This window comes from Streptomyces sp. NPDC111656 (genome assembly GCF_055656965.1).
Genome location: NZ_JBVKCA010000002.1, coordinates 17,560 through 34,841, shown reverse-complemented (window position 1 = coordinate 34,841; position 17,282 = coordinate 17,560). Strand labels below are relative to the sequence as shown.

15 protein-coding genes are annotated in these 17,282 nt (G+C 71.3%); 2 read left to right on the top strand and 13 right to left on the bottom strand.

Annotated elements, in window-relative coordinates; genetic code table 11:
• Positions 1-3: 3 nt before the first annotated feature.
• The 8 genes from ACZ7M3_RS05670 to ACZ7M3_RS05635 all read right to left on the bottom strand — a co-directional run bounded on the left by ACZ7M3_RS05670 (position 4) and on the right by ACZ7M3_RS05635 (position 8,323).
• Positions 4-729, bottom strand: coding sequence for a TIGR03943 family putative permease subunit (locus ACZ7M3_RS05670; protein WP_355308585.1), 726 nt, complete (start codon positions 727-729; stop codon positions 4-6).
• The gene (locus ACZ7M3_RS05665) at positions 726-1,796 is read right to left on the bottom strand and encodes a permease (RefSeq protein ID WP_452963586.1); all 1,071 of its coding nucleotides are present in this window, start codon (positions 1,794-1,796) and stop codon (positions 726-728) included. The genes ACZ7M3_RS05670 and ACZ7M3_RS05665 overlap by 4 nt, the downstream gene beginning before the upstream one ends.
• A 131-nt stretch (positions 1,797-1,927) precedes the next feature.
• Entirely contained in the window at positions 1,928-3,382 is a 1,455-nt protein-coding gene (locus ACZ7M3_RS05660) for a penicillin-binding transpeptidase domain-containing protein (RefSeq protein ID WP_472061106.1), read from the bottom strand.
• Positions 3,379-4,773, bottom strand: a complete 1,395-nt coding sequence (locus tag ACZ7M3_RS05655; RefSeq protein WP_472061104.1) for an FtsW/RodA/SpoVE family cell cycle protein — start codon at positions 4,771-4,773, stop codon at positions 3,379-3,381. Before ACZ7M3_RS05655 ends, ACZ7M3_RS05660 begins: the two co-directional genes overlap by 4 nt.
• Positions 4,774-4,853: 80 nt before the next feature.
• Complete coding sequence (locus ACZ7M3_RS05650; RefSeq protein WP_472061102.1) at positions 4,854-5,375, bottom strand: SH3 domain-containing protein; 522 nt, start codon at positions 5,373-5,375, stop codon at positions 4,854-4,856.
• Positions 5,376-5,476: 101 nt separating this feature from the next.
• A complete protein-coding gene (locus ACZ7M3_RS05645; protein WP_472061100.1) occupies positions 5,477-6,814 on the bottom strand; it encodes an ATP-binding protein in 1,338 nt (445 codons plus the stop codon).
• A complete protein-coding gene (locus ACZ7M3_RS05640; protein WP_472061098.1) occupies positions 6,811-7,641 on the bottom strand; it encodes a hypothetical protein in 831 nt (276 codons plus the stop codon). Before ACZ7M3_RS05640 ends, ACZ7M3_RS05645 begins: the two co-directional genes overlap by 4 nt.
• A 175-nt stretch (positions 7,642-7,816) precedes the next feature.
• The gene (locus tag ACZ7M3_RS05635; RefSeq protein WP_452963681.1) at positions 7,817-8,323 is read right to left on the bottom strand and encodes a protein-tyrosine phosphatase family protein; all 507 of its coding nucleotides are present in this window, start codon (positions 8,321-8,323) and stop codon (positions 7,817-7,819) included.
• A 97-nt stretch (positions 8,324-8,420) separates the two neighbouring features.
• On the opposite strand from ACZ7M3_RS05635, the gene ACZ7M3_RS05630 reads away from it, so the two are divergent.
• Positions 8,421-9,224: a nuclease-related domain-containing protein gene (locus ACZ7M3_RS05630; RefSeq protein WP_472061096.1), complete on the top strand. Its 804-nt coding sequence runs from the start codon at positions 8,421-8,423 to the stop codon at positions 9,222-9,224.
• 355 nt (positions 9,225-9,579) lie between these two features.
• Here the strand turns inward: ACZ7M3_RS05630 and ligD are convergent, their stop codons facing one another.
• On the bottom strand, positions 9,580-10,446 hold the full coding sequence (ligD, locus tag ACZ7M3_RS05625; protein WP_472061094.1) for a non-homologous end-joining DNA ligase: 867 nt from the start codon (positions 10,444-10,446) through the stop codon (positions 9,580-9,582).
• A gap of 214 nt (positions 10,447-10,660) precedes the next feature.
• Between ligD and ku the strand changes: the two genes are divergently transcribed.
• Positions 10,661-11,755, top strand: coding sequence for a non-homologous end joining protein Ku (gene ku, locus ACZ7M3_RS05620; RefSeq protein WP_472061092.1), 1,095 nt, complete (start codon positions 10,661-10,663; stop codon positions 11,753-11,755).
• A gap of 62 nt (positions 11,756-11,817) precedes the next feature.
• On the opposite strand, the gene ACZ7M3_RS05615 is transcribed toward ku, so the two are convergent.
• From ACZ7M3_RS05615 to ACZ7M3_RS05600, 4 genes are all read right to left on the bottom strand, one after another.
• Positions 11,818-13,578, bottom strand: coding sequence for a beta-ketoacyl-[acyl-carrier-protein] synthase family protein (locus ACZ7M3_RS05615; protein ID WP_472061090.1), 1,761 nt, complete (start codon positions 13,576-13,578; stop codon positions 11,818-11,820).
• A gap of 260 nt (positions 13,579-13,838) precedes the next feature.
• Positions 13,839-14,939: a 2,3-diaminopropionate biosynthesis protein SbnA gene (gene sbnA, locus ACZ7M3_RS05610; RefSeq protein WP_472061088.1), complete on the bottom strand. Its 1,101-nt coding sequence runs from the start codon at positions 14,937-14,939 to the stop codon at positions 13,839-13,841.
• Positions 14,940-15,096: 157 nt separating this feature from the next.
• Positions 15,097-16,179 (bottom strand): 2,3-diaminopropionate biosynthesis protein SbnB, encoded by a 1,083-nt coding sequence (gene sbnB / locus ACZ7M3_RS05605; protein ID WP_472061086.1) that lies wholly within the window; start codon positions 16,177-16,179, stop codon positions 15,097-15,099.
• Complete coding sequence (locus ACZ7M3_RS05600) at positions 16,176-17,180, bottom strand: TauD/TfdA family dioxygenase (protein WP_472061084.1); 1,005 nt, start codon at positions 17,178-17,180, stop codon at positions 16,176-16,178. Before ACZ7M3_RS05600 ends, sbnB begins: the two co-directional genes overlap by 4 nt.
• Between the last annotated feature and the right edge of the window lie 102 nt (positions 17,181-17,282).

Genomic DNA, 17,282 nt, shown 5'->3' with positions numbered 1-17,282 from the left:
GCCTCAGTTGTTCCAGCTCTCGTCGTACGGGTCGTGCGGGGTCGGGACCGGTTTGGCCGCGGTGACGTCGAGGAACGGGATGCGGCCGTCGTTGACGGGGTCCTTGGTCTGCTTGGCGGTGTAGGTGCCGGTGACCTGGAGCCAGGTGTCGGGCTGAAGGACCGGCGGGATGTTGCCGGTCAGTCCGATCTTGACCGGTTGGGCGTCGGCGGCACAGCAGTTGAGGGCCATCCGGACCAGGTACGGGGTGCCGTCCTTGGCGAGGGCGACGAAGCCGGTGACTTCGACCCGCCGGTGGGCCAGGGTGCGGCCGTGGTCGTAGGCGGCGCGGCCCGCGTAGTCGACGACGCCGAGCGGGAGCGGGTCGGTGGCCGGCAGGGACGGGTAGGCGAGGGGCGCCTGCAGGGCCGTACCGGCGTGCATGGCGCTGTAGGAGCCCAGCGCGGGCGGGGAGACCAGGATCAGGGCGAGGAGGGGGAGGACGAGGAGCCAGGCGACACGGGGTTCGCGGTGGACGTGCCCGTGCCCGTCGCCGTCGTCGGCTTCACCCCGGCCCCGTCGCTCGTACCAGACCGTCGCCACCGCCGCCATGATCAGCACGACCCCGGCGGCCAGCAGCAACGGCCGCAACCCCGCCTTGACGTAGCGCAGATAGAGGTCGGTGAGCCCGGCGTGCAGGACCGCCGCGCCGACGAGGAACAGGACCGCCGCCTGTGCCTGCCGGTTCACAGCAGCACCGTCCCGACGAGGACCGAGCCGAGGATGGCCAGGGCGAAGGTGGCGGGCGCGAACCGCAGGGCGAACCCGCGGCCGAACGTGCCCGCCTGCATGGCGAAGAGTTTCAGGTCGATCATCGGTCCCACCACGAGGAAGGCCAGCCGCGCGGTCAGCGAGAACTGGGTCAGCGAGGAGACGACGAACGCGTCGGCCTCGGAGCAGATGGACAGCAGCACGGCGAGGACCGCGAGGGCGAGGATCGCCACCACCGGGTTGGCGGCCGCGGCGTGCAACCAGGTCGCCGGGACGACAGCCTTCAGCGTGGCCGCCGCCATCGCCCCGATGACGAGGAACCCGCCGGCGTGCATCACGTCGTGCCGTACGGAATCCCAGAACGCGGCGCCCTTGCCGAGCCCCTCGTGCGAGGGCCGGGCCGGCGGCCGCATCCAGTCCGCCCGCCCCAGCCGCTGCCACAGCCACCCCATCACGCAGGCCACGAGCAGGCTCGCCACGAACCGGGCGAGGACCATCTCGGGGTTGCGGGGGAACGCGACGGCGGTGGCCGTCAGCACGATCGGGTTGATCGCGGGCGCCGACAGCAGGAACGCCAGCGCCGCCGCGGGCGTGACCCCCCGCCGTACCAGCGCCCCCGCCACCGGCACCGACGCGCACTCGCAACCGGGCAGCACCGCCCCGGCCATCCCGGCGACCGGCACGGCCAGCGCGGGCCGCTTCGGCAGCGCCCGGGCGAAGAACGTCGGCGGCACGAACACCGCGATGACCGCCGACAGCAGCACACCGAGGACGAGGAAGGGCAGCGCCTGGCAGACCACCGCGACGAACACGGTCATCCAGCTCTGCATCACCGGCGCCGACAGCGCCCGGCGGATCGGCCCCTGCGCCACCACCAGGACGAGCAGCACCATGACCAGGACGAGCGGCGAATTGAACTGCCAGCCCTGGGATGCCGCCGCCTGCTCTCCTGGACCGTCCGGTGCGTCCGTCTGTTCCCGTGGACCGTCCGGTGCGTCCGCGTCGCGGTGGTCGGCCCCGGGCGGGGCCGCTTTGGTGATGCTCACGGGCGAGGTACCTCCGGCAGGGCACGGGCTGGAATCTCGTGGGTGGGTTCCCCTCCCCATAAATACGCCCGTATCGGTACGTCCGTTCAGGCGGGGGCGTTCATTCCCGCGGGACGCCGCCAACTCCCGTCTCAGAACCCGAGGACCGCCTCCATCACCGCCTTCGCGATCGGCGCCGCGTCGCCGCCCCCGCTGATGTCCCCGCGGTCGGCCGCCGCGTCCTCGACGACGACCGCGACCGCCACCGCGGGCTCCATCGTGCCGTCCGCCTGGGCCCAGGAGATGAACCAGGCGTACGGCGTCCCCAGGTTGTCGATGCCGTGCTGGGCGGTCCCGGTCTTGCCGCCGACCGTCGCTCCGGGAATCGCGGCGTTGGTGCCGGTGCCCTCCGTCACCACGTCCGTCATCAGCTCGCGCATCCGCAGGGCGGTCGCCGGGTTCATCGCCTGGTGGAGCGTGCGGGGACCGGTCGTCGACACCGTGCTGCCGCTCCGGGTGGTCGCCTTCTCCACCAGATAGGGCGTCTTGACGGACCCGCCGCCCGCGACGGCCGCCGAGATCATCGCCATCTGGAGGGGAGTGGCCCGGGTGTTGAACTGACCGATGGAGGAGAGCGCGAGCTGCGCCTTGTCGAGTGTCGTGTCGAAGTTGCTGGGGGCGACGGAGAAGGGAATCCGCAGACGGTCGTTGAAACCGAAGTCCGCCGCCGTGCGGGTCATGTCGCTCAGTCCCACGTCCACGCCCAGCTTGGCGAAGACCGTGTTGCAGGACCACTCGAAGGCGTACCGCAGCGAGGCGTCCTCGCAGCCATCGAGCTCGTTCGTCAGCCGGGTCGTGGTGCCGGGCAGCCGGTACGGGTCCGGGGAGGTGGTCGACGTGTCGAGGTTCGTCACCACCCCCGCGTCGAGGGCCGCCGCCGCCGTCACCACCTTGAACGTCGACCCGGGCGGATAGGTCTGCCGGATCGCCCGGTTGAGCATCGGCTTGTCCGCCGCCCCGTTCAGCCGCTCCCAGGCGTGCGTGACCGCCCTGCCCGTCCCGGACAGCTCCCCGGGGTCGTACGACGGGGTGGAGACCAGCGCGAGGATCCTGCCGGTGGACGGCTCGATGGCGGCCACGGCCCCGCGCCGGGTACCGAGACCGCGGTACGCGGCGCGCTGTGCGGCGGGGTCGATCGTCGTGACCACCTTGCCGGCGGGGTTCTGGGCGTGGGTGGCGTCGTTCCACAGGGGGAACGGCGAGAGCAGCGGGTCGCTGCCGGAGAGGATGCCGTCCTCGGAGTTCTCCAGGAACGTCGTCCCGTACACCTGCGAGGCGAAGCCGGTCACGGGCGCGTACAACGGGCCGTCCGTGTAGGTCCGTTCGTAACGGAGCTGCTGGCCGCTGTCCCTGGAGCCGGTGACCGATCGGCCCCCGACCAGGACGTCACCGCGCGGCTGGCCGTAACGGGCGATCGTCTGGCGGCGGTTGGCCGGGTTGCCGTCGTACGCCCCGGCCTGGAAGACCTGGACGCGGGTGGCGTTGACGAGGAGCGCCAGCAGCAGCACGGCGCAGAGCGCGGCGGCCCGGCGGATGTACTTGGTCATGGCGCCGCCGTCCCGTCGTACTGGCTGCGTGCCGAGTCACTGACGCGGATCAGCAGCGCCACGATGATCCAGTTGGTGACGACCGAGGAGCCGCCCTGGGCGAGGAACGGCATCGCCATCCCGGTCAGCGGGATCAGACCGGTCACGCCGCCCGCGATCACGAAGACCTGGAGCGCCACGATCGAGGCGAGGCCGATGGCGAGGAGCCGTCCGAAGGGGTCGCGCAGGGCCAGGCCGGCGCGGTAGCCGCGTTCCACGAGGAGGCCGTAGAGGAGGAAGACCGCGCAGAGTCCGAAGAGGCCCAGTTCCTCGCCCGCGGTGGCCAGGATGAAGTCCGACTTGGCGGCGAATCCGATGAGGATGGAGTGGCCGAGCCCGAGGCCGGTGCCCAGCATCCCGCCCGCTGCGAACGCGAACAGGGACTGGGCGAGCTGGTTCGGCCCCTGGCCCGCCTCGATCGTCGCGAAGGGGTGCAGCCAGTCCTGCACCCGGTTGTGGACGTGCGGTTCCAGCCAGCCGACGGCGACCGCGCCCACACAGGCGAGCAGCAGGCCCACGGCGATCCAGCCGGTGCGGCCGGTGGCGACGTACAGCATGATCACGAAGAGGCCGAAGAACAGCAACGAGGTGCCGAGGTCCCGCTCCAGGACCAGGACGAGCACGCTCAGCAGCCAGATCGCGACGATCGGGCCGAGGACCCGGCCGGTGGGGAGCTGGAGCCGCTTGAACCGCCAGACGGGGCGGCCCGCGTAGGCGAGCGCGTTGCGGTTGGCCGCGAGGTAGCCGGCGAAGAAGACCGCGAGCAGCACCTTCGCGAACTCGCCCGGCTGGATGGAGAACCCGGCGATCCGGATCCAGATCCGGGCGCCGTTCACGGCGGGGAAGAGGATGGGCAGGACCAGCAGGCCCAGCGCCGTGACGACCGAGACGTAGGTGTAGCGCTGCAGGACGCGGTGGTCGCGCAGGAAGAGGACGGCCGCGATGAAGAGCGCGACGCCGAGCGTCGACCAGATGAGCTGGACGGGGGCGGCCCGGTCGCGCGGGGTCTCCAGGTCCAGGCGGTAGATCAGCACCAGGCCCAGGCCGTTGAGCAGGACGGCGATGGGCAGCAGCAGCGGATCGGCGTACGGCGCCCGCAGCCGCACCGCGACATGCGCGAGGAGGGCGAGCATGCCGAGCCCGGCGCCGTAGACCGCGGCGCCGGGCGGGAGGGTGCCGTGCCGTGCGTATCCGACCGCGCAGTAGCCGAACACGGACAGCAGTACGGCCATGACGATCAGGGTGAACTCGATGCCACGGCGCCGGGGCAGGCGGACAGCGGGGGTGGGCGGGTCCGCTGCCACGGTCGTTCCCCGCGTACCGGGAATTCCGGGCATTCCGGGCTGAATCATGTCCGGAACGTAGCAAGCGCCGAACCTGATGTCCCGTTAGGTGAGGGCGAACGAGCGGATCCGTCGGGCGCGATCCGGCGTCAGCACCAGCGCGGGGACGAACCGATGTTGTCGATGTGCTGCGCCGGGCCCCAGGACCAGGTGCCGTCGGTGACCAGGTACCAGATCGGGTTGCCGCCGACGGGCTCGCCCGTGGTCTTGCAGTAGATGTGGACCCGCTCGCCGTATGGCGCGATACGGAGGATCCGGCTGCGACGGTCGGGTCGGTTGTGCAGCGCGAGGCCGTTGCGGGAGGCGACCCGGCCCTCGGAGCGGCGGTGGTCGTCGACCCATCCGTCGTAGTACGGGTCGCCGAAGCCGCCTTCGCCCAGCCCGTCTTCGTCGAAGTAGGGGTCGTCGCCGCTGTCCCAGGCGCCGCTGTCCAAGTCGCGGCTGTCCCAGTCGCGGGCAAAGGCCCCGGCGTCGTCGGTGAAGCCGGGCCCGGTGCCCGTGGTCGCGGTGGGCTTGCCGGCGGCGAGGGCGGGTCCGGCGCCCGCGGCCGAGATGAGGGTGCCGACGGCGAGCACCATCCCGGTGCGGGCAAGGGTGTGGCGCAGGGACATGGGGGCTCCTCCGGAAAGGTGGTAAATCTGACTAATCGCCACATTAGGAGCGAGCTCGGACGCGCGCAGGCCGCACTGAGCCATCGGGGACGCGAGGACGCTCAGCGTGCCCCGGTCGGCCCTTCCCCACCGGTCGGGCCGGGCGCGCCCCGCTCGTCCTGAGGAAGCGTCAGCGTCGCGATCGCACCGCCCTCGGGAGCGTTGGCGAAGACCAAGCGCGCGCCCAGCACCTCCGCCTGGCCGAGCGCGATCGTCAACCCCAGCCCATGGCCCTTCGAGCCGCCCTCCGTTCGGAACCGCTGCGGCCCGTGCTCCAGCAGGTACTCCGGATAGCCGCCGCCGTGGTCCCGCACCGTCACCACCGGGCCGTCGACGGTCAGCACCACCGGGCCCGCCCCGTGCTTGTGCGCGTTGGCCACCAGATTGCCGAGCACCCGCTCCAGACGGCGTCGGTCGGTCTCCACCCGGACGTCACCCACGACCCGCACCTCGGTCTCGGTGCCCGACGCCCGCACCACCCGCTCGGCCAACGGGGCCAGCGGCTCCGAGTCCAGCTCCAGCAACTCCCACCCGGCGTCCAGCCGGGAGATCTCCAGCAGGTCCTCGGTGAGCGTCCGCAGCGTGGCCACCCGGTCGCGGACCAGCTCCGTCGGCCGGCCCGGCGGCAGCAGCTCCGCCGCCGCGTGCAGCCCGGTCAGCGGGGTGCGCAGCTCGTGCGCCACGTCCGCGGTGAAGCGCTGCTCGCTCATCAGCTTGCTCTGCAGCGAGGACGCCATCGTGTCGAGGGCCCCGGCGACCGCGGCCACCTCGTCCTGGGGGCCGGCCGGGTACCGCGTACGGGGGTCCACGGCCGTACGGGGATCGTTGACGCGCGCGTCCAGGTCGCCCGCGCTGATCCGCCGGGCCACCTGCGCCGTCGCGTGCAGCCGACGGGTCACCCGCGTCACCGCGAACGCTCCCACCAGCAGCGTCGCGCCGATCGCCAGCGCCGAGGACCACACGATCGACCGGTCCAGGGCGTCGATGGCGTGCGCGCCCTGCGAGTAGTCGAACTGCACGGCGAGCGCCCGCCCGCCGCCCGCGGGTCCGGCCGCCCACATGGTGGGGTGCGGGTCGTTGTCCCCGACCATCGTGCCGCGGTGCCCGTCCGTCGCCAGCTCGCGCAGCGGCGCCGGCAGACCCGGGAGATCCATCCCCGCGCCCGGCGGCAGCCGGTCGCCCGCCTCGTAGGCCGCCGTCACCTCCGCCAGCCGGTCGAGCGCCCGGCCGCGGGCCTCGCCGACGGTCTGATTGGTCACCGAGACATGTACGAGGACGCCGAGCAGGGCGGCGAGACCGCAGCACATCACCGTGATGAAGGCGGCGGCCTTCCAGGTGAGGGTGGCGGCCCAGTGGGGGAGACGGCGGGGCGGCCGGAAGCGGCGCGAGGGCAGCCTCATGGGGTGCTCGCGGCGGTCGACGGCGCGGGGGAGGCGGAGGGGGAGACGAAGTGCGAGGCCGACGGAGAGGCCGCGGGAGAGGCTGAGGGCCAGACCGGTGGGGCGGGGGGTGCCGAGGGGACGGGCGCGGTGGTGCCGCGCCTGGTGGGGCTGGGCGTGCCCACCCGGAGGATCTCGTCCCGGGTCGCCAGCATCGCGTGCTGGTGCGGGTCCCAGGTCCACACCGTGCGGTACTCGTAGCCCGGCAGGGTCGAGGGCGAGCGGATGATCACGTCACGGCCCGCGACCTCGACGCTGATTGTGCTGTCCACGGTGCCCATGATCTGGACCAGCTTGTGGTGCTCGAAGGTGTACACACGCACCGCCAGCTGCTTCTGCGGAAAGCGGATGCCGAGCACCAGGTCGTCCTTCCGGTCACCCGTGAGATCACGGTAGTACGCCTGGAGGATCGGGCACTTCCCGCCGAGCGTGTCCTTGCCGGTGCAGTACTTGAGCTGCTGGGCCGTCTCACGGTACGGGGCGTGGACGGCGCTGTACTCGTCCGGGTGGCGGCCGACCTCGGCACGGAACACGGCGATCGGGTCCACCTTGTGGATGTCGTCGCCCGGCGCCGTGATGCCCGTCACTGTCTCGGTGTCCGCCTCGCCGTAGTCGAGGGCGGCCGTCGACGCGGGCGGCAGCTCGGGCCAGAGCCGGGCCGGGCCGACGGCGGTGGGCGTCGCCCCCGCGCCCCGCAGGGCACCGGAGTCGCCACAGCCCGCCACGGCCGCCGCCAGCAGGGCGACGAGGGCTGCGAGCACGAGACGGCTGGGCCGGGTGGGGGTCACTGCGCTCCTGCGTCCGGGCCGGCCTCGATCCGGGGCCAGGGGGACGGCTCGGTGCGCGAGGTCGGCGTGAAATCGACGTAACCGACGCCGTACACCATATTCGTAGGGAAGTCCTTTTTGTTCGCGGGTGGGTTCGGTGGGGCTGGTGAGGGCGTAGGGCCGCGGGGCCGGGGGGCTATTCCGCCAGTTCCTCCAGGAGGCGGGCCGTGGGCAGACCGGCGCGCAGGTACTCCACGAACAGGTCGTTGTGCAGGGCCCAGGGCGAGCGGCGGCTGCGGATCAGGCGGATCGCCTCGTCGGAGCTGTGTCCCGCGAGGACCAGCGCGTGCGCGACCACGAGCCCCGAGCGGTTGTAGCCGTGGTAGCAGCGCACCAGGACCCGGCGCCCGTCCTCCAGCGCGTCGTCCGCGGCCCGCGCGAGCCGGATCACCCCGGCGAGCTGTGTCCCGTCCAGGGGACCGTCCGGAATCGGCCACACATGGTGCTCGACGCCCGGGTCGGGGCCGTGCCCCGGCAGCCGCAGCAGCGTCAGGACGAGGTCGAACTCATCCCTCACGACCGCGAATTCCGGCTCGCCGGCACGCCCGGCGAACGCGTGTCCGCCCATCCACAGGCCAGGCACGATCTCGCTCCACGGGCTGTCCGGAGCGGGCACATCGGGTTGCTTTCTGCGAGTCCGCAACAGCGCCTCCCACAACTCCCCCAACTGCTCACAAAGGTAACCGGGTTCTTGCCCCTGGAGCACCCCGCCTGTTCCCATGGTCATGGGGTGATGGTGCATGAACGGACTGCGCGTGATACCGACCTGGCGCCACGGGCAGGAGCGCCTGTACGTGTGCCTGACCGACGGGAGGAACGTCGCCTGGTACGACCGTGACGCAGCCCGCGTCAATCTGCTCAGTGAGGAGCGCCGGGAGGACGTGCTCGACGCGCTCGGCCCGTTCCTGACCGGCCCCGTGACGGTGGGGCCTCCACCCGTCCCGACCCCCGCGGAACTGGCCCGACTGACCCTCCACCCGGACGACGACCTCGCGCCGAACCGGCCCGGCGAGGCGCTGGCGATCGACCTCGACCGCGACCCGGGCCCGGCGCGCCGCCTGCGGCCCGACCCGCGGCGCCGTGCGCTCGCCGCCGAGCAGGCGGTCGGGGAGGCACTGGACCATCTGGAGGGCGCGGGCTGGCACAGCCTCCACTCCATCCCGCTCCCTGGCGGCGATCGCGTCCACCACTTGCTGATCGGCCCCGGCGGCATCTTCGCCCTGCGCTCCCTGTACGCCCGCAAGCAGCGGGTTCTCGTCGCCGACCCCATGGTGACCGTCGGCCGCCGGGAGCCGTATCCGCTGCTGCGCCGGGTCCGTGCCGACGCCGACCGGGCCTCGTACGCACTGACCGCCGAGGTCCACGCCGTCCTGGCCGTGGCCGGCCCCGCCGACCTCGATGTCCTCGCCCCCCTCCGCGAGGTCCGTGTCCTGCGGGACACCGACCTGTCCTCGCTGGCCCGCCTCGGGGGTGTCCTGAAGCCGGCGGACGTGGAGGCACTGCACGCGATGGCCCGCGACCGCCACACATGGCTACGAACGTGACTTCGTAGCCCTGGATCGCTGCGTGCCGGTATCTGTGTGGCTGCGGGCGGGTGGGGGCTGGTCGCGCAGTTCCCCGCGCCCCTGGGGTCGGGGCTGCGCCCCGGATCCCCCGTCCGCTGGAAGTGCTTTGGCTGCGGGCCGGTGGGGGCTGGTCGCGCAGTTCCTCGCGTCCCTGAAAGCCTTGGCTCGGTCGGCGTTCGAGGGTGAGGTTCTGCCAAACCAACCCGGGCCCGCAGTCTCCGGCCCGTCCGGCGTGTGAGGCCGCGACCCACCCACCCCGGCGCGTGTCTTCAGCCCGTCCAGCGCTAGAGGACGAGGTCGGAGGCCGATGCCCCACCCACCCCGGCCCGCTTGGTCAGGAGGACGGGGTGAGGAGGGGGGAGAGGAGGTCGCCGTGTCGCTGCAGGCGCGCAGCGATGTCGTCGGCGTGGAACACGAGCCGGGACGGGTCCCCGCAGGACGCGACCTCGTCCCAGGTGACGGGGGCGGACACGGTGGGCGCGGCCCGCGCACGCAACGTGTACGGCGTAGCCGTCGTCTTCCGCGCCGCGTTCTGACTGTGGTCGACGAACACCTTCCCCGGCCGCAGACTCTTGGTCATCCGGTGCGTGACGAGCGCCGGCAACGCCCGCTCCGCCTCCACAGCCAGCTCCCTCGCATACGCGCTGACGTCCGAGGACGGCACCCGCACCACCGTCGCCAGCAGATGCAGCCCCTTCGATCCGGACGTCTTCGCGTACGCCTCGATCCCGTCCACAGCCAACCGCTCCCGCAGCCACAACGCGACCTCGCAGCACTCGACGACCGTCGCCGGCGCCCCCGGGTCGAGGTCGAACACGATCCGGTCGGCCAGACCGGGCGCGTCCACCCGCCACTGCGGCGTGTGGAACTCGGTGACGAGGTTCGCCGCCCACATCAGCGAGGGCAGGTCCTGGACCAGCACCATCCGGGCGGGGCCCTCCGTCCGGGGGACCTCGGCGGTGCGGACCCAGGCGGGGGCGCCGGGCGGCACGTTCTTGGTGAAGAAGACCTGCCCGTCCGGCCCGTCGGGGTAGCGGAGGAAGGAGACCGGCCGGTCGTGGAGGTGCGCCAGCAGGGGTTCCGCGACCGTCGCGTAGTAGTGCAGGACCTCACCCTTGGTGAAGCCGGTCGCGGGGTACAGCACCTTGTCCAGATTCGTGAGCGCGAGCCGCCGTCCCGCCACTTCCGTGATCGGCGTCATACGACGAGAGTCGCATGAAATCGCCATCAAGGCGCCGAGATCGCCCCGCCGCTCCCTTGCGGATGTGAGGTCGCGCCCACCCGTCTAGCCTGGCTTTCAACCGCACCCCGCGAGCCCGTGTCAGCGAGAACCCGCGTCACCAAGAACCCGCGTCAGCGAGAACCCGCGTCACCAAGAACCCGCGTCAGCAGGAACCACCAGGAAGGTGCCGCACGTGCGATCCATCTGGAACGGCGCCATCTCCTTCGGTCTGGTCAGCATCCCGATCAAGGTCGTGAACGCGACGGAGAGCCACTCGATCTCCTTCCGCCAGGTCCACCTGGACGACGGCGGCCGCATCCGGTACCGCAAGTTCTGCGAACTGGAGGACCGCGAGGTCACCACCGGTGAGATCGGCAAGGCGTACGAGGACGCGGACGGCACGCTGATCCCGATCACGGACGAGGAGCTGGCCGCGCTGCCGATCCCCACCGCGAGGACGATCGAGATCGTGGCGTTCGTGCCGGCCGAGCGGATCGACCCGCTCCAGATGGACACGGCGTACTACCTGGCCGCGAACGGCGTCCCCGCCACAAAGCCGTACGTCCTGCTGCGCGAGGCGCTCAAGCGCAGCCAGAAGGTCGCCGTCGCGAAGTTCGCACTGCGCGGGCGGGAGCGACTCGGCATGCTGCGCGTGGTGGACGACGTGATCGCCATGCACGGGCTGCTGTGGCCGGACGAGATCCGGTCCACGCAGGAGGTCGCCCCGGACGCGAGCGTGACCGTACGGGACAAGGAACTCGACCTGGCCGACGCCCTCATGGACACCCTCGGCGAGGTCGAGCTCACCGAACTGCACGACGACTACCGCGAGGCCGTCGAGGAACTCATCGCCGCCAAGGCCTCCGGCGAACTCCCGGCCGCGCCCCCCGCCGGGGAGCGGGCCGGCGGCAAGGTGCTCGACCTGATGGCCGCCCTGGAGAAGAGCGTGCGCGCGGCCAAGGTGTCCCGGGGCGAGGAGACGGGCGAGGAAGCCGGGGCGCGGACCGGCGAATCCGCCGAGGTCACCCCGCTGCCCTCCCGCAGGTCGGCCCGTACGGCGCCCAAGGAGGTCGGCGGGAAGAAGTCCACGTCGACCGCGAGGAAGACGGCGGCGAAGAAGACGGTCGCGAAGTCCACGGCGAAGTCGAAGGACCAGGCGGCCGGCAAGGCGGCGGCCACCAAGTCCACCGCGAAGAAGACGGCGGCCAAGAAGACGACCGCCAAGAAGGCGACGGGGAAGAAGACGGCCGCGAAGAAGGCCACCCCGCGGGGCCGAGCCTCGGCCTGACCGCTCCGGGGCACCCGCGAGCGCCGGAGCCCCGTCACCTCGTACGGCTCACCTCGTCCGGCTCACCCCGTACGCCGCAGGGCCAGCACCGCATTGTGCCCGCCGAACCCGAACGAGTTGCTCAGGGCGAGGTCGCCGAGCGCGGGCAGCCGGCGGGGCCTCTTGGTCACCACGTCCAGGTCGATCGCTTCGTCCTGGTCGTCGCAGCCGATGGTGGGTGGGATGAGGCCGTGGTGGAGGGTGAGCACCGTGGCGACGGCCTCCACACCGCCCGCGGCTCCCTGGAGATGGCCGAGGTGGCCCTTCAGTGCGGTCACGGGCACGCTCCCGCCGAGCACGGCGTGCAGCGCGCTCGCCTCGGCGAGGTCGCCGTCGACGGTGGCGGTGGCATGGGCGTTGACGTGGACGACGTCCACGACATGGGCACCGGCGTCGTGGACGGCCCGGCGCAGTGCCAGCGCCACGCCGCTGCCGGACGGGTCGGGCGCGGCCATGTGGTGGGCGTCGGCGGACAGTCCCCAGCCCGCGGCCTCGCAGTAGATGCGCGCGCCGCGTGCCCGGGCGTGCTCCTCGGCCTCCAGGAGCAGGAAGCCCGCGCCCTCGCCGTTCACGAAGCCGTCGCGGTCGCTGGCGAACGGCCGGGAGGGGCTGGTGGATCCGAGCTCGTGGGTGGAGAGCGCGCGCATGGCGGCGAACGAGGCCATGATCGCGGGGGTGACGACGGCTTCGGCGCCCCCGGCGAGGGCGACGTCCACCCGGCCGTACCGGATGCGGTCGATGGCCTGTCCGATGGCTTCGGTGCCGGAGGCGCACGCGCTGGTCACGGTGCGGGCCTCGCCGGTGATGTGCAGCGCGAGCGACACCTGGGAGGCGGCCTGCGAGGGCACGGTCATCGGAGTGGTGAGCGGGGACACCGCGCGCGGGCCCTTGTCCCGCAGCTTGCGGTCGCCGCCGACGAGCACGGAGGCGTCACCGAGGATGGCCCCGACCGAGACGCCGACCCGCTCGGGCGCCAGCCCGCTCTCCGTCGTGCCGGCCGGGTCCAGCCCGGCGTCCTGCCAGGCCTCCCGGGCGGCGAGCACCGCGAACTGGGCGGACCGGTTCATCCGCCGCGCCTGCGGCCGGGGCAGCAGACCGACGGGGTCCACGGGCACGCTGCCCGCGACCCGCACGGGCAGTTCGGCGAACTCCTCGCCCTCCAACTCGCTTATCCCGCACCGGCCCTCGACCAGCCCCCGCCACAGCTCCTCGACCCCGACACCGAGCGGCGTCACGGCACCGAGCCCGGTGACGACGACCCGGCGGGGTGCGTACACCTCGGCGACCCGTTTCGGACGCGGGTGATGTCGTACGACATGTCCTGTTCGGGTGACTTGTTCGGCCACGTTCCGCAGTTCCTCGTCCGGGACGGGATCCTCGCCCCGGCGGTCCAGGTCCCGGTACCAGTGACCCCACCTGCGGGTGTACGACTCCTCGACGGCCCGGGGGTCCACGGCGCGCAGTGAGGTGATGCGGTCGCCGTCCCGGAATTCCACCGGACCGAGGTCGGTGGAGGTGATCTCGGGAATTGCCCCGACATCCATTCGACGGCAGGCCGTGGTCACTTGGTGACCGCGTTCGAATACCTCGTCGTGATCAATTCCGCCGAGTGGCGGCCGCAATGTCAGGCGAATGGTGTGGGGGGTCTCGGGCAGGGTGTGCATCACCACGTACCAGGTGTTCTCCACCACATCCTGTTCGGACAGGGAGACCAGATCACCAGGGATCACTTCGGCGACGGTGACGGCGTGGGGCTGTACGGGAACGTCGGGCGAACTGCGCATGGGGAGCGATTGCTTTCTGTGGGGATTTCCGTCCCCAACTTTCGGTGACAAAGTACGAATTGCCTAGATGTCCCCACCACATAGTGGGCAACGTCACCGAAAACAGTGATCAGTATTTCGCTCCCGTACCTCCAATACCGCCCCTGGTCGGACAACCGAATCCCGTGGCCGCCGAGTTCGTCGCATTATCGTCCCGGTGTGGGCGGCCGGGCCGCGGGGCCCGGCACGTACCGGACCCCGCCCACCTGTGAAGACAGGCCCTAGCTCTTACGGTCCTGGAGTTGAGGGCGTTGGTTGTTGTTGCGCTCGCCGTTCTGGAGCTCGCCGTTCTGGAGGTCGACCGCCCGGCTCCACCGTGTCGATGGCGTGGGGGAGGGCGCCCAGGAATCGGCGGTGATCTCTTCGGAGTTGAGCACGTTGTCGCCGTAGAGATCCCGCAGCCAGCTGGCCTGGTAGATGGTGTCGAGGTAGCGCTCGCCGAGGTCCGGACCGATGGCCACGGCGGTGAGTTCGCGTGCGTCGTGCCGGCTCAACCAGTCCGTCGCGCCGCTGACCACCGTGCCGGTGGAGCCGCCGAACACGAACCCTCTCCTGGCCAGCCGGTGGCAGGTACGGACGGTGTCCCTCTCCTCGACTCGTATCACTTCGTCCACGTAGGACTCGTCGAGCAGGGGCGGGCGCATGCTCATTCCGAGGCCCGGAATCATTCGGCGGCCGGGCGGACCACCGAAGGACACCGAGCCCACGCTGTCCACCGCGACGACCCGCACCGGACGGTGCCACTCCCGGAAGTAGCGCGCGCAGCCCATCAGGGTGCCGGTGGTGCCGGCCCCGACGAACAGCACGTCCAGCTGCGGGAACTGACGGGCGATCTCCGGCGCCGTCCTGCGGTAGTGCGCCTTCCAGTTGCTCGGGTTGGTGTACTGACTGAGCCACACATACCGGTCGTCGGAGGCGCACAGCGCACGCACGTATTCGATCCGCGCGCCGAGATAGCCGCCGTTGCTCTCCTGCTGACCGGCGATCATGTGTACCTGACTGCCCAGGGCCTCCATCATCATCCTGGTCGACAGGTTGCCGCGGGAGTCCGTCACGCACAGGAATCGGTATCCCTTGCTCGCCGCGATCATGCTCAGCGCCACGCCGAGGTTCCCGGACGAGGATTCGACCAGGATCGAATTCGACTTCAGAACTCCGTCCCGCTCGGCGGCCTCCACCATCTCGATGGCGGCCTTCAGCTTGATCGAGCCGGCGAAGTTGAAGCCCTCGCACTTCAGGAAGAGCGAGTGCCCGATGATCGCCCGGAGGTCGACATAGAGATCCTCTTCGTTGTAGGCCTGGGGAACGGAAATGACGGGCACGACGGTCTCCTCAATCTGGAGCAGAGCACTTTCGGAATGTCCGTCCGACCGTGGGCGGGCTTCTTCGCTTCTTCGGGCGGGAGGCCGTGTCCATCCGGGTCGGACAGGGCCCTGCGTCAGGGGCCGCTGTCTGCTGCGGCCCGGGTTCGAGGCCGGCTCATCCGTACCGGCTCAGTTCGTGGAAGAAGTCGTCGACGACGTGCAGTTCACCGCCGCGGGCCACTTCGTCGTAGACGTACTTGCCGACCGCGAGGTCGAGCACCCCGAGGCCGAAGGGTGAGAACACCACCGGCCGGTCCGCCGGCACGGTCACCCGCCCGGCCATCACGTCGTCCAACGTGCCGTGCACGAAGTCCCGGTTGCCCGTGAGCTGCTCGACCAGATGCGGCGAGGTGTCGGCCTTCAGACAGTGCTCGATGTCGTCGACGATGTTGGTCGAGGCGAGCAGGATCTCCGGCGCGAGGTCGCGCAGCGACACATGCAGCACCACAGGGTTGTGTTCGAACCAGGACAAATCGCTGACGTGCGGCTTCCCGGCGACAGTCGCGAAGACCACCAGGTCGCTGTTGCGGATCAGCTGCTCGGCGTTGTCGTGCACGGTGATCCGGCCGGTGGCGCCCGACTGCTCCAGGTAGCACCGGAACCCCGCCGCGCTGTCGGGGGACAGGTCGTGCACACCGATCTCGTCGAACGACCAGCCGGTGCCGTTCAGGAACGTGTGGATGTACCGGGCGATCAGGCCCACCCCGAAGAAGCCGACCCGCGCCGGTCGCGGCCGGTCACGGCTGAGCCGGTCGGCGGCCGCCGCGGCTGACGCGGCCGTCCTGGTGGCGCTGATGATCGAGCTCTCCAGACAGGCGAACGGGTAGCCGGTGTCATGGTCGTTGAGGATCAGTACGGCCGAGGCCCGGGGGACACCGGCCGCCACGTTCTCCGGAAAGCTGGAGATCCACTTCAGGCCGTCCACCCGCACCTCCCCGCCGATCGAGGCGGGCAGCGCGATGATCCGGGAGGACGGACGGTCGGGGAACCGCAGGAAGTACGACGGCGGGTTCACCGAGTCACCGGCGCCGTGCACCCGGTAGGTGGCCTCGACCAGCTCCACGATCTGCTTCTCGCGTCCGCGCAGCGCGCGCTGGACCTGGGCGCCGGGGATCACCGCGAACGGCGGCACGGTGACCGGCGCGGCCGGAGCGGACTTCGGCGCGGATTGCGACGTGGTGGAACGGGTGGTGGTCATGACGCGGTCACCTCGACGGTCGGGGAGCAGTCGGTCAGGCGCACCGGGTCGGCCAGGGCGACGAGCACTTCGCGTGGTCCCTCGAAGGGCTCCCTGCTGTGCGCGGTGCGGATGTTGTCGACGAGCATGAGGTCGCCGGCCTGCCACGGCTCGCGTGCGGTGTGGGCCTCGTAGACGCTGTTGAGCAGCTCCACGACGTCCTCGCCGATCGGGTCGCCGTTGCCGAAGCGGGTGTTGAACGGCAGCCCGTCGGCCCCGTAGACGTCCATCAGGTACTCGCGCACCTCGGGGGCCATCGTCCACTCGTTGAGGAACGCGATCTGGTTGAACCAGCAGCGGCGGCCGGTGACCGGGTGACGCACCACGGCGCTGCGGCGCTGTCGGGTGCGCAGCCCACCGTCCGGCTGCCACTCGAACGCGATCGCGTTGGCGCGGCAGTAGCTCTCGACGGCGGCACGGTCCTCGGTGCCGAACGCCTCGGCCACGGTCGCCCCGATCTCGTCGTTGTAGCTGCGGGTGAGCAGCCAGCCCTCGCGCTCGAACCGCCCGGTCAACTCGGCGGGCAGCGCGTCGAGCACGGTCGGCGCGTCGGCCACCGCGGTCGCCCCGCCGTCGGTGGGCGCGCTCAGACAGGCGAACATCATCAGGCCGGGGAACTCGAGCGTGTAGCTCAGTTCGTGGTGCATGCACATCGGCTGGTTCGGCGGCCACTTCGTCGAGGAGTACACGCCGTCGGAGTAGGTCCGTCGGGGTGCGAAGACCTCTTTCTCGGTCATCAGACCGGTGGCGAGCTTCGAGAAGACGGCACCGGTCTCGGCCGCGTCGCGCAGCCCGAGACCGCGGATCAGGACGCAGCCGTGCTCGGCGACGGCGGCGCGCAGCGCGTCCCGGTGCGCGGCTGCCCAGCCCGCCGCGCCACCGGTGACCTCTGCCCGCAGGAGCGGAGGTCTGCCGGGCTGCAGTTCCACGTCGACGATCGACGCCGTGGAAGTGGACGACATCTCGGTTTCCTTTCCGTAGCCACTCAGTCGGTTGTCACTCGGGTCAGTCACTCGTCGGTGTCATTCGTTGGTTGTCATCCGTCAGTTGTCAGTCGTCGGTTG